Here is an 11196-nt window from a genome sequence, read left to right as displayed (position 1 = left end):
AGGAGATGCCAGCGGTAGTTCCAATCGGACCATACCATCCGGCGTTAAAAGAGCCGGAGTTCTTCAAGCTGGTGGTTGAGGGCGAAGAAATCGTAGATGTGGAAATACGCATCGGCTATAACCACCGCAGCATTGAATACACAGCAGAACGCCTCACTTTCGAGCAAATAACTTTCCTCGTGGAGAGGATTTGTGGGATTTGTTCCAACATTCATCCGCTTTGCTATGTGCAGGCGGTTGAGTCCGTTGCAGGCATCGAGCCGCCCGAACGTGCTTTATACATAAGGACGGTCATCGAAGAGCTCGAGAGGATACACAGTCATCTTCTTTGGTTAGGTGTTGGGGGGCATATCCTCGGCTTCGACACGCTCCTGATGTGGTCATGGAAGTATAGAGAGTTCGTCCTCGATATTTTCGAGAGCGTCTGCGGGAATAGGCAGCACTATGCAATGATGCGAATCGGCGGCGTCCGCAGGGACTTGAAGCCTGAGGACGTCCAAAAGATAAAGAGGACGATGGATGACATGGAGGGAATGATTAAGAAGCTCATAGATTTCGCCTACGAGAACAGAGTGCTCAGGCGGCGGCTGGAGGGTGTGGGCGTGTTGACAAAAGAGGATGCGAAGGCATATTGCGTTACAGGACCCACGGCGAGGGGTTCGGGGCTGAAGATAGACGTGAGGCAAGACAGCCCGCACGCAGCTTACGATAGAGTTGATTTTGAGATTCCGGTGATGACTGAGGGCGACGTGATGGCGAAGACCGTTGTCCGCTTGCTTGAGTGCCTTGAGTCAATAAACATTATAAGGCAGGCGTTGGATGCTCTTCCAAGCGGCGACATTGTCACGCACGTCCGTTATATACCCGCAGGCGAGGGCGTCGGGCGGGCGGAGGCGCCCCGTGGCGAGGACATACATTATATTCGGACAGATGGCTTCTCCGACAAGCCCATCCGCCACAAGATAAGGGCGCCGACGTACGTGAACATCGCGTCGCTGAAGCCGCAGCTCATAGGAAACACTGTAGCTGATGCCCCCATTATTATCGCATCGATCGACCCGTGCCTCAGCTGCACCGATCGCATTACTATCGTGGGTGCAAAAGGGGATGAGCGCAAGACGCTGAGCTGGGACGAACTCGTTTACCTTTCAAGGAAAAAGACGAGGAGGTTGAGCTAAATGGGCGTTGTGGACGCCGCTCTTGCGGTATTCGAACTGCTCGTGTATCCGGGCTTGATATTCACGGCGGTCGTGGGTCTGTTGCTCGTTTGGGAGAAGCGGAAGCTTATGGCACGGCTACAAGCAAGAATCGGTCCACCGATATACCAAAGCTTCGTGGACTTCTTCAAGCTGCTATGGAAGGAGACCCTGATCCCCGAAGATGCGAACCGCAGCCTCTTCATACTTTCGCCGATTTTCGCACTCACAGCGGTCACGCTTGTTATGCTATTCCTTCCAATAGCGGGGAAGCCGTCGCTGGGCTTTGTCGGCGACCTTATCGTCGTTCTTTACCTCTTGACAATCCCACCGTTTGCAGCGGCGGTCGGCGGGTCATCGTCAGCAAACCCGTTCGGCAGCGTTGGCGCCAGCCGTGAAATCTCGCTGCTCTTCGCCTACGAACTCCCGCTCGTGCTCGCCGCCTTGACTGTCGTGCTCGACGCCGGCACGCTGAAGCTTGCCGAAATCGTAACGGCGCAACAGGGCCTCCTTTACATCGCAAAGTATCCACTGGCGGCGATTGCTTTCTTCTTCTGCATCATGGCGAAGCTCAGCTGGATTCCTTTTGACATTCCAGAAGCAAAGACCGAAATCATGGCTGGGCTCTTCACCGAATATTCGGGCGTGCTCCTTGGAATTTTCAAGCTGACGTATGCGATGTTGGCATTTGCGCTGCCGAGTCTTTTCATTGCGCTGTTCTTACCGGTAACTACAGGCATTTACGGCGTGGACATCCTCATTCACTTGGTGCTCTGCGTCGTCATTGTGGCGCTGATGAGTGTCGTCGCCACAGTCGTGCCTCGCTACCGGATAGACCAGGCGGTGAGTTTTTTCATAAAGGTCGCCGCCGTCCTTGCGGCGCTCGACTTCCTGAGAGCATTTGCATATTACGTGGTGGTGTGAAATGGCGCTCAAGATACCAATGATGAAGACGCTTGCAGAAGCGATAAGGTCATTTGTGAAGCCGTTTACCGTCCGCTACCCCTTTGAGCCATCGCCGGCGCCTGAGGGCTTCAGAGGCTTGCCTGAAGTAGATGCTGATAAGTGCACGGTGTGCGGCGTTTGTGCGGCGGTCTGCCCCGCCCGTGCAATAACCGTCGAGGATGACGGCAGCAGCCGGAAAATCGAGTTCTGGCACGCAAGCTGCATATTCTGCGGACAGTGCGCTGCGTTTTGCTACCCGTTGAGTGCTGTGAAAATGACCGAACGCTACAGCGTCGTCGTGACTGACAAAGAAGAGTTGAAAGTGCTTGTGGAAGACGCAAGCGTTGCTTCCGAGCTTGTGAATGCAATGCGCTGCATTTCCTGCGGTTGGTGCGAGGCGGTCTGCGCCTTTAACGCTATAAAGTTGACGAAGAGCGACGGAATAAAGTGGACGCCGAGCATTGACGTGACGCTTTGCAAGGGCTGCGGCACCTGCGCCGCGACGTGCCCCGCCTACGCTTTGGACATGCGGCTTCATTCCAAGGATGCCGTTCTTGAAAGAGTAAGAGCTGCAGTGGAGGAGTTAAAAGGTGCGGAGCGCCGCCCGAGAGTTCTGGTATTTTCGTGCACGTGGTGCGGCGCCGAGGAGGCTGGCATTGCTGAGAAATACGAGAATGTGCGGCTTGTCAAACTCATGTGCACCGGCGGGCTTGACAACAATTATATACTTGAGGCTCTGAAGGGCGGCGTGGATGGCGTCCTCGTCCTCGGCTGTGAGCATGGCGAGTGCCACTTCGTCTCCGGCAACTTTTGGGCGGAATTCAGATTCAAAGAGCTGAAGGCGATGCTCGAAGGCATAGGGCTCGGCGAGAGATTCGACTGGGTGTGGGTTTCCGCCGAAAAGCAAGATAGAATATTTGCCGCCGTAGAAAATATGATTTCAAAGCTTAAATGAGCTTTTCTTTTTGTTGCTTTTGCTTTTAACCCCGCCGAAACTGTCTGTATTAAGATTAGTCGTTGTGAGGCGCTCCGACGGCGTTCCGCAGCCACTCCAAATAAGCATTGTAGCCCCTGATTATTGGGAGCGCTATGATTTCAGGGACTTCGTAGCTGTGTATTTCTTTGATGTGCTTTATAAGCTCGTCTAATCGGTCTTCAGTGGTTTTCATTATAAGTAGGCTCTCTTCCTCGTCCTGCATAGCGTCGTGCCACCAGAAGAAGGAGCGGACGCTTGCGATGACGTTCACACAGGCAACCAGCCGCTTTTCGACAACGAACTTTGCGATACGCTCCGCCTCATCGGGTTTTGATGTGCAGAAAACAACGACGTTCTGCATATCAAAAAAGGAAAAATTGGGAAAATTACCTTGCAGGTCTTATGATGTCTCTCTCGCCGGCAGGCTCGAACTCGTGGAGTCCGCCCTTCGCATACATCAGGCATGGACGCCTGAAGTCGAAGACGAGGTCGGGGTCGGCGAATGCAAGTTTGATGAGCGGCGACGTTGCCCATGCCGAGCCTCTACCGAGCATCGCTGAGTATATTATAAAGCCTTGGTTGTGTGCTACTGTGTATGAAACGTATGGGACGTTTGGTCCGAGGAGCTCGGGCAAGCCGCCCTCCTCACCACGCAGCGAGCACAAGTTGCCAGGACCTATATGGTCTTGCGTTTCCTGTCCACCCCAGCCGGTGCGCATCCAGCCTTCCTTTGCGATGTTCGCAATAGCGTAATGGAAGCCCATCTTGCCCATCACGGAGTCGCCTGTGAGCAGTGCTGCCAGCGCGCCGCCGACGCCTGACATGAGACCCATCCGCAGGGCACCACCCCAGAACGCCTCAAGCAGCGTCGGATATTTCTCGAAAGTCTCCATGACGTAGGTGCCAGCCATGTCTATGAACGTCTTTACGACATCCCACTTGTCAGGCACCCGTTCGTGTCCTTGGAAGTTTGTGTGCACAAGTTCGACGAGTCTATGCAGCCAATCCGTAAAAGCGTTGCCCATCGTTAGAATCGTGTTTGCGCTCGGGAAGCCCAGACCGCCTGACATATAGACGCCATACCAACAAGAATCGTGCATGACCTGGTGTATCATCGCAGCCTCTATGGTGGCGTCGGTCAGCCGCTTGCCAAAGGCTTCGTCATCGACCGCCGCCTTCAAGAAAGGCACCGGCGGTAGTTCGGCATCGTTGGCACAGAAGTCTGCGACGAAGCCCCACGGGACGCCGCCCGGCTCGTTCGGCGGTCTTGCACGGCTTTGCCACGTTGGCAAGCCCATGAAGAACGCCTGTGCGTGCTTTGCTGAATACGCAAGGTCTGACAAGACGGACTCGCCGATGAGCCTATATGCGGCACAGAACGCCATGACGATGGCAATCGCAGACGCTCTCACCTGAGAGCCACCGTCGGTAATTCTGCCTCGGAGCGTGTGCACGTGGTTCGCCACGAATAGCCTGTCACCTATGCCTTTCTTCAACATTTCTGCCTTCTCAGGGTGGAACTCCTTGTCTGGGTCAAGGACCCAGCGGCGGTCGAATTGCGCCTTCAGGTCGTCGTTACCAGTCATCACTTTGGCATAAGCGTCTCTTGAGAGCCACGGGTGCGTCTCAGCCATGTGCTCTTGGATGACAGCGCCACCAGAGAGCGTGTGCTGCAATGTCTCCATGAACAAGTTCATGGATTCTGGCGAAATTTCCTTGCCAAGCCGCAGTTGGATAACACGGTGCGGCACGTCCAAGCCGACGATTACAGTCCTTTTTACATCATCTATCATCTGATGTGCCGCACAGTTGTTATAGAAGTTCAGCTCGTCGTGTTCGATTAAAATGTCCGTACCACTTATCAGAACAGGCTCAATATACCTCTGCCCGAGAGGGATGCCAACTTCTCTATTGTACTGCGGAATGCCTCTTTCGAGCGCAATCCGCCTGCCCCACTCCACGAATTCCCGCTTTGCCTTCGACTGCTGGATGCCGCCGTGCCGGTAGGCTTCGTGGTCGATAACGTCCATAGGTGACGCTCTGAACATCTTCGCCATAGCGTCGTAAATCTCACGCTGCTTCTCGGTTTCGATGACAAGATCTCTGAGCTTCATAGGGTCAAAACGGTAAGCAGTCTCTTCAGCCTTCTTTATTCCTGTAATCGCAGTGTCGTCCCAGTGGAACAGACGCTCCTCACCCGCCTTAACCTCCACTTTCCTGAAAGTATCGCCGACCTCGCTCCACTCCACCTCCGTCTTGTATTTCAACTTTGATTTCTTTTCCTCCTCGCCCATTTTCCCCTCCTAAAGAGTTGTTGTATTTTCATTATTCTAAGTTATATATATAGTTTTCCTGGTGTTTTAGAGAGCGTTCCTGCCTTTTAGGGAGCGCAAACAATAGTTATTACTTTCTGTCTCGATGTTCACGCACCCTTATTCGAATTTGGGAACATATTATCCAAGCCAGAGTTGTTTGGTGATGGCGGCGCACCGGTCTCCGAACCGCTCATCGTCGAACGCATAGGCTTCTAATCCTGGCACTATGACCCTTACGACAGGAACCCTTAGCTCGCTCGTTAAATCCACAACTACTACCCTTTCCAGCCCTGCTCTCCTCAGTTTTTTTACCATGACGCCTATGTCCTCCAAGATGTCATCGTTGTCGTGAGATTCGACATCGTCAAAACGCTTTTCCTCAGTCTCAGCATACCAATGGGCGTTTAATCGCTTCAAGCCCTCGTAGCCGAGCCGTAACTTAAAGCGCATATCTGCCTCTTCTACCTCAGTGAAACCGCCGTTCGTATTCATGTAAATCTGCGTGGCTCTCGCTTGCGCAAGCTCCGCCAACGCTCTTCCAAGCGCAACCTCGGCATTGACGTGCGTCCCCACTCCGATGAGCAGGAGCCTTGGGTCCCTTGAGGGGTCCTCAGCGACCGCCGCGAACGTCGGAACGCCCACGTCCGTCGTTATTTCCTTTATCATCACGTGGATGCCTGCCCGCTCATACCTTTCGATGAGCGTCTGCAAGCGCTTGCTGCGCCGCACGTCTGTGATCGTGGCGCCGGTCCGCCTTGCCGCTTCGGCTAATGAGTGTGCGTCTCTTTCTATGACCTCCGCCAAGCCGTGGCAGACTGCCTCCTCCAGCGTGTTCCCGGAGGCGAGCCCGTTGGTGTTGGGCTTGAATATCTCACGACGGAAGGGGTAAAAGACCGCGTTCGCCGGCACGAGCACGCTTTCTTCACGCACGAGGTCGAAGCCCTCAACCCACGTTATCCTACGCTCCACCAAGAAATCATCAGGGAGAATAAGCTCATCGGGATTTATGGCGTTTGGAAACTCATCATACCTGCCTATGAAGACACGCATGTCGAGGTGAGCCTCTAAAGAAGCGGAATAACGCTCTACTGCTTCCATCAACGCCGACGCCATGGCTTCTTCTTTTATCGCTCCTTTGCCTTTGTAGATTTTGCCCTTGCTCTCGCACAAGAACACAGGAATGTTAAGCTTATCCAAATTTGTTATATCCCGCAGAACACCGATGTCATTAAGCCGCCTCAAAGTCTTAGCGGGCGGCACCGCTCTATGCCCAGTAACCCCCCAATATTTCTTCTTACAGGGTCGCAGCATAAAAAGAGAAAAGAGAAAAGAGTTAAATTAGTAACCCTCGGGATTTAACCACTCCTTATGTTCTTCTCTCGCCTTCTTTATGATTTCGGTAGCTTCGTCGAAGGAGCAGAAGTAACGAGCGGGCAGCGGGTAGCCTGTCTCCTCACAGAGCGTCGGCATCATCCGGGTTTCCTCGCCGTAGACGAACTTAGACTGCACGAACGTCTCTGGCATCTTATACCTGTCCATGCCGTATCGCAGGACGGAATACGCAATCTCCTCGTGCGTTGGCGGTATGATTTCCGCACCGAGGGCGTCGATGTAATCCCACATTGGTAGATGTATGAACCGTGACGCCCAGTTCGAGCCGAGGATAAGTCCATTGAACCTGTAAGTGAAGACACTTGGCGGGTTCTGAGCCATAAGGTCGAGAGCGGGCGGTCTCGGGAAGAATTCAGCGTCCCACATCTTGAACGGCCAGCCGAGCTTCACAGAGTTCAAGCATTGATAAAGCTCCCTTGAGAGTTCGATGGCGGTTCTGTTGGGCGATGGTGACTCGACGCCCGCACAGGCAATAGACCAGCCGCAGATGTGGTAAGCGGCAGTTGCATACTCGGGTGTCATCTCGTTACGAACGTCGAGGAAAATGTCACGAACAAGCATGCCGGCTTCCGCTGCCGGTCTCGACCATATCAAATCCTTAAGCTTCTCTCCAACCTTCAAATGCCGCCGCTCCAGCAAGTCCATGCCGAACTCGGGGTCGAACTGCCAGACGTTGGTAACGTAGCCATCCTCATAATGGATGTCTGGGAAGTATTGCTGCATTTCGAGGGTGCGTCCGTCCGCTCCTACGAAGGTCGTATCAACGCTCCGCCCGTAGAGGAGAATCATGGACGGGGGGTCTTGGATGATACGGGTTGCGAACACCGGCGGGAATGAGAGGTAAGCGATTACCTTTGATATGTCCTTAAAGATGCCTCCTTTCCACGCTCTTATGATTTGCTGGTTCTCAGCGAACCTTACGACATACTCCTCCTGTCCCTGCATGTTGAGTAAGTACCAGATCGCCATGGTCAGCTTGAGTGGCGTTTCCCGCAGCGGGTCTCCGGGGCGTCCGATGACGAAAGCAGTATAGAAGTACCTGCTCATCGGCCACGTTTCTGTGTTGTCATGATAGGGACGCTTCCTCATTCACTCCACCTCCTTCTTCCATTTCTCCTCATACTCCTTTATAGCCTTTTCAGACGCCTCCTTCTCCCACGGCCACACAGCTTTCTCCTTGAGCTTGTAAATCTCCCTGAGCGGAACCACGGGAACGTCAGCCCACCACCACGGCCGGACCCAATGATGCCTTCCCCGCTCGCACACGTACACATATATCGGCTCTATCCACTCAGGATTAGTAGGGCCGCCGAAGCCGAACTTCCGCCACTCCTTCCTCGGAATCTCTTTGACCCTATGGAATATATCATGAACCATAGGGCCAAGCTCCTCGTATTGAAGCACGACGGGCGCCTTCTTCACTATTTTTGCGCCGCACCTTGCCTTATACTGGAGCTGGTCGAAATACGCGGGGCAGATGACGTTTTTCGGCAGCAACTGCTTTTCCTCTATTTTCTCCACAGGACCCATCCGCTCTTCCTCGCCCATCTTGTTTTCCTCCCAGTGCTTTACGCTTTATCGTGATTAATCTTATAATATTTAAAGCTAACGGGCTTTGCTCGCATGGGAATGCTGTGGGCGGATTAAGGGGGGCAGAGCTGTGTCAAAAACGAGAATTTTATATGACTCAAAGGTAAAAGATGAAGAATATGACCGGAGAGGGGAGGGGCGGAGGAGCCGAGCCTGAGAGTTGCTTTTCTTACTTCTTTGAGCCTCGCAGCGTCGCTGTCATCGGGGCGCTCCGAGAGGGCTGGTTCGGCGGCTATGTCATCATAAAGAATCTAAGGGTGTTCGGCTTCCCTGGCGAGGTTTACCCTGTCAATCCCCGCTACGACAAAGTCCTCGGCTTAGACGTTTACGCCAGCGTTAAAGACATTCCGGCAATGGTTGACCTCGTCATCATCATGACGCCTGCTGCGGTGGTGCCGAGCGTCCTCGAGGAGTGCGGGGCGTGCGGCGTGCGTGCGGCGATTGTCGTCTCTGACGGCTTTGCAGAACGCAGTGAGGAAGGGGCAAGGCTGCAAAAAGAGCTTGTTAGCGTTGGGCGGCGTGAGGGCATCCGCATCCTCGGTCCAAACACCGTAGGCGTCACAAACACCGCAAACGGGCTTGTAACGACGCCCTACGAGTTCGGCTACTCCAGTATTAGAAGGGGCTTCGTAGCGCTCGCAGGACAAACAGGGATAATTGCGCCGCAAGCTGTGCCTTACGAAGACCTACAGTATGGCATCAGTAAGATTTGTGATTTCGGGAACAAGTGCGACGTGGACGAAGCTGACCTTCTCGAATATCTTGCTGAAGACGCTGAGACGAAGGTCATAGCCATGTATCTTGAAGCCATCCGGGACGGGCGGCGGTTCTTAGCGACTGCGAAGCGAGTTGTTGAAAAGAAGCCCGTCATCGTGCTGAAGTCGGGGCGCAGCGAGGCGGGAGCAAAAGCGGCGGCGTCGCATACCGGCACGCTGGCAGGCGACGACAAAATCTACGACGCGGCGTTCCGACAAGCCGGCGTGCTGAGAATTCAAAATTTCAGGGAACTTTTCGAAATTCCCAAGATTTTCGGGCAACCTCGCCCGAAGGGCAACCGCATCGCCATGGTTACGATGACGGGCGGCGCCGGCGTGATGTCTACGGACATCGCTTACGAGTGCGGCTTGGAACTTGCAAGGTTCTCCGAAGAAACCTCAAACAGGCTCGGCGAGATATTCCCGTCGCTCGCAAAGAACCCCTCGGACGTCGGACCGGCGCTGTTCGCTGACGATATCATACAAATATACAAAAAGGCAATAGAAGCGGCACTGGAGGACGAGGGCGTGGACTGCGTGTCCGTCGTCCTGTGGACGGGCGAGGCGGCACCGCCGCCACTATACGTCGAGCTTTTTAAGGAGCTGAAGGAGAGGGCATCGAAGCCCGTGGCGATATGGGCATACTCGGCGCATCTCGTTTTAGCGCAAGAGCTCTCACGAGAGCTGGAGAAGTTGGGTTTCCCGGTGTTTTCGGACTTCGAAACCGCCGTGCGGGCGCTTGGTATGCTGTATAAGCTCTCAAAGCGGGTAAATGACTGAAATAAAGGTTTTGCTTGTGGACTCGCAAGCTTCAAAGTTTTGCGACGTGCTGGAAGAATTTTTAAACGCTGAGAGCGTTGCTGAGTATAGAGTCATCAGCACGGAAGAGCCGAAAGCGGCGTTAGAGCTTTTAAGGGATGCAGACGTCGCAGTCATAGAGTTGGATTTGACGAGAGAGGCGGCGGAACACGGACGTGGGGACTTGCCTACACCCGAGGAGGTGCACACAGGCTACAAGCTTCTCGCATATACGAAGAAGAACTTTTCACGGGTCAAAGTGCTGATTCTGGCAAGCCTTGCAGCGTGCGCTCCTGAAAGCTTAGAAACGGAACGGCAGCGTGCCTTAAAGAAGGGTGCGAGCGGCTTCTTGTGCAAGCCCGTGCCTTTACAAACACTTGTTGACGAAATAATAAAGCTAAGCGCGGCAGGCGAGGGGGGGCAAAAACGTTATAAATAATAGTTAATAATGCAGAATTAAAAATATGCAGCGGTTAGAGGGAAAGGTTGCGATTGTGACGGCGTCTGCGGGTGCAGGCATAGGGCAAGCGACCGTGCGGCGACTTGCGCAAGAAGGTGCAAAAGTCGTCGTCTCTGACATCCACGAGAGGCGGACGGCGGAGGTTGCTGAAGATCTTAAGGCGAAAGGTTTTGAGGCTATCGGCGTGCCTTGCAACGTTACTGACAAAGAACAAGTGGAAGCCCTCGTAAAGCAGACGCTGGAGGCGTTTGGCAGGATTGACATCCTCGTGAACAATGCCGCCCGTAACATAGTTAAGCCTGTGGTGGAGTTGGACGATGAGTCGTGGGACACGGTGGTCAACGTAAACCTCAAGGGCACCTTCTACTGTTCGAGGGCGGTGCTGCCGACGATGATAAAGCAGAGGGGCGGCAACATCGTGAACATTTCATCGATAGCGGCGTGGATAGGTTCGAAGGAGGACGGTGCCGCATACTGCGCTGCGAAAGCCGGCATAATGGCGTTCACGAAGGTGTTAGCAAGGGAGGCGGCGCCTTACAACATAAGAGTGAACTGCATAGCTCCCGGCTTCATACCGAATCCGTTCTTAAGACGCATTTATCCAGAAGAGGTGCTGAGGAGGTATGAGGAGCTGTCACCGATGGGGCGTGGGGGCAAGCCCGAGGAAGTGGCAAACGTCATTGCCTTTCTCGTCTCGGACGAGGCGAGTTACATCACGGGAGAGACTGTCTGCGTCAGCGGTGGCACCTACATGCACTAAGGTGTTTTT

General features: G+C 53.9%; 11 protein-coding genes. 6 read left to right on the top strand and 5 right to left on the bottom strand.

Translation table 11 applies throughout. The features are described 5' to 3' along the window. The first annotated feature begins 5 nt into the window (after positions 1-5). Genes ACXJJA_RS00835 through ACXJJA_RS00825 form a run of 3 tightly spaced genes read left to right on the top strand, consistent with a single transcriptional unit; the run spans position 6 to position 3096 of the window. Complete coding sequence (locus ACXJJA_RS00835) at positions 6-1178, top strand: hydrogenase large subunit (RefSeq protein WP_456486329.1); 1173 nt, start codon at positions 6-8, stop codon at positions 1176-1178. Further along, entirely contained in the window at positions 1179-2120 is a 942-nt protein-coding gene (locus ACXJJA_RS00830) for a complex I subunit 1 family protein (RefSeq protein WP_456486328.1), read from the top strand. It abuts the gene before it with no gap. A 1-nt stretch (position 2121) separates the two neighbouring features. Next, positions 2122-3096, top strand: coding sequence for a hydrogenase iron-sulfur subunit (locus ACXJJA_RS00825; protein WP_456486327.1), 975 nt, complete (start codon positions 2122-2124; stop codon positions 3094-3096). 55 nt (positions 3097-3151) lie between these two features. Here ACXJJA_RS00825 and cutA read toward each other — a convergent pair whose 3' ends face one another. The 5 genes from cutA to ACXJJA_RS00800 all read right to left on the bottom strand — a co-directional run bounded on the left by cutA (position 3152) and on the right by ACXJJA_RS00800 (position 8372). After that, a complete protein-coding gene (cutA, locus tag ACXJJA_RS00820) occupies positions 3152-3478 on the bottom strand; it encodes a divalent-cation tolerance protein CutA (RefSeq protein ID WP_456486326.1) in 327 nt (108 codons plus the stop codon). 25 nt (positions 3479-3503) lie between these two features. Further along, positions 3504-5411 (bottom strand): coenzyme-B sulfoethylthiotransferase subunit alpha, encoded by a 1908-nt coding sequence (locus tag ACXJJA_RS00815; RefSeq protein WP_456486325.1) that lies wholly within the window; start codon positions 5409-5411, stop codon positions 3504-3506. Between the two features lie 159 nt (positions 5412-5570). Then, positions 5571-6743 (bottom strand): YcaO-like family protein, encoded by a 1173-nt coding sequence (locus ACXJJA_RS00810; protein ID WP_456486324.1) that lies wholly within the window; start codon positions 6741-6743, stop codon positions 5571-5573. Positions 6744-6770: 27 nt separating this feature from the next. After that, entirely contained in the window at positions 6771-7913 is a 1143-nt protein-coding gene (locus ACXJJA_RS00805; protein ID WP_456486323.1) for a hypothetical protein, read from the bottom strand. Beyond that, a complete protein-coding gene (locus ACXJJA_RS00800) occupies positions 7914-8372 on the bottom strand; it encodes a hypothetical protein (protein ID WP_456486322.1) in 459 nt (152 codons plus the stop codon). Between the two features lie 161 nt (positions 8373-8533). Between ACXJJA_RS00800 and ACXJJA_RS00795 the strand changes: the two genes are divergently transcribed. The 3 genes from ACXJJA_RS00795 to ACXJJA_RS00785 are packed head-to-tail and all read left to right on the top strand — an operon-like array spanning position 8534 to position 11187. Beyond that, positions 8534-9949, top strand: a complete 1416-nt coding sequence (locus tag ACXJJA_RS00795) for an acetate--CoA ligase family protein (RefSeq protein WP_456486321.1) — start codon at positions 8534-8536, stop codon at positions 9947-9949. Continuing rightward, positions 9942-10406, top strand: coding sequence for a DNA-binding transcriptional response regulator (locus ACXJJA_RS00790; RefSeq protein WP_456486320.1), 465 nt, complete (start codon positions 9942-9944; stop codon positions 10404-10406). Before ACXJJA_RS00795 ends, ACXJJA_RS00790 begins: the two co-directional genes overlap by 8 nt. A 25-nt stretch (positions 10407-10431) precedes the next feature. Beyond that, on the top strand, positions 10432-11187 hold the full coding sequence (locus ACXJJA_RS00785) for an SDR family NAD(P)-dependent oxidoreductase (protein WP_456486319.1): 756 nt from the start codon (positions 10432-10434) through the stop codon (positions 11185-11187). Positions 11188-11196: the final 9 nt, after the last annotated feature.

The sequence above is a fragment of the Candidatus Alkanophaga liquidiphilum genome, from assembly GCF_053996935.1.
The sequence above is the reverse complement of the archived record's forward strand: the minus strand, read 5'-3'. Positions and strand labels throughout refer to the sequence as shown.

Excerpts from the sequence above, each read along its gene's own strand:
- ACXJJA_RS00815 (WP_456486325.1), bottom strand. The coding sequence starts at position 5,411 with ATGGGCGAGGAGGAAAAGAAATCAAAGTTGAAATACAAGACGGAGGTG.
- ACXJJA_RS00800 (WP_456486322.1), bottom strand. The coding sequence starts at position 8,372 with ATGGGCGAGGAAGAGCGGATGGGTCCTGTGGAGAAAATAGAGGAAAAG.
- ACXJJA_RS00810 (WP_456486324.1), bottom strand. The coding sequence starts at position 6,743 with ATGCTGCGACCCTGTAAGAAGAAATATTGGGGGGTTACTGGGCATAGA.
- ACXJJA_RS00795 (WP_456486321.1), top strand. The coding sequence starts at position 8,534 with ATGACCGGAGAGGGGAGGGGCGGAGGAGCCGAGCCTGAGAGTTGCTTT.
- ACXJJA_RS00785 (WP_456486319.1), top strand. The coding sequence starts at position 10,432 with ATGCAGCGGTTAGAGGGAAAGGTTGCGATTGTGACGGCGTCTGCGGGT.
- ACXJJA_RS00805 (WP_456486323.1), bottom strand. The coding sequence starts at position 7,913 with ATGAGGAAGCGTCCCTATCATGACAACACAGAAACGTGGCCGATGAGC.
- ACXJJA_RS00790 (WP_456486320.1), top strand. The coding sequence starts at position 9,942 with ATGACTGAAATAAAGGTTTTGCTTGTGGACTCGCAAGCTTCAAAGTTT.
- ACXJJA_RS00825 (WP_456486327.1), top strand. The coding sequence starts at position 2,122 with ATGGCGCTCAAGATACCAATGATGAAGACGCTTGCAGAAGCGATAAGG.
- ACXJJA_RS00830 (WP_456486328.1), top strand. The coding sequence starts at position 1,179 with ATGGGCGTTGTGGACGCCGCTCTTGCGGTATTCGAACTGCTCGTGTAT.
- ACXJJA_RS00835 (WP_456486329.1), top strand. The coding sequence starts at position 6 with ATGCCAGCGGTAGTTCCAATCGGACCATACCATCCGGCGTTAAAAGAG.
- cutA (WP_456486326.1), bottom strand. The coding sequence starts at position 3,478 with ATGCAGAACGTCGTTGTTTTCTGCACATCAAAACCCGATGAGGCGGAG.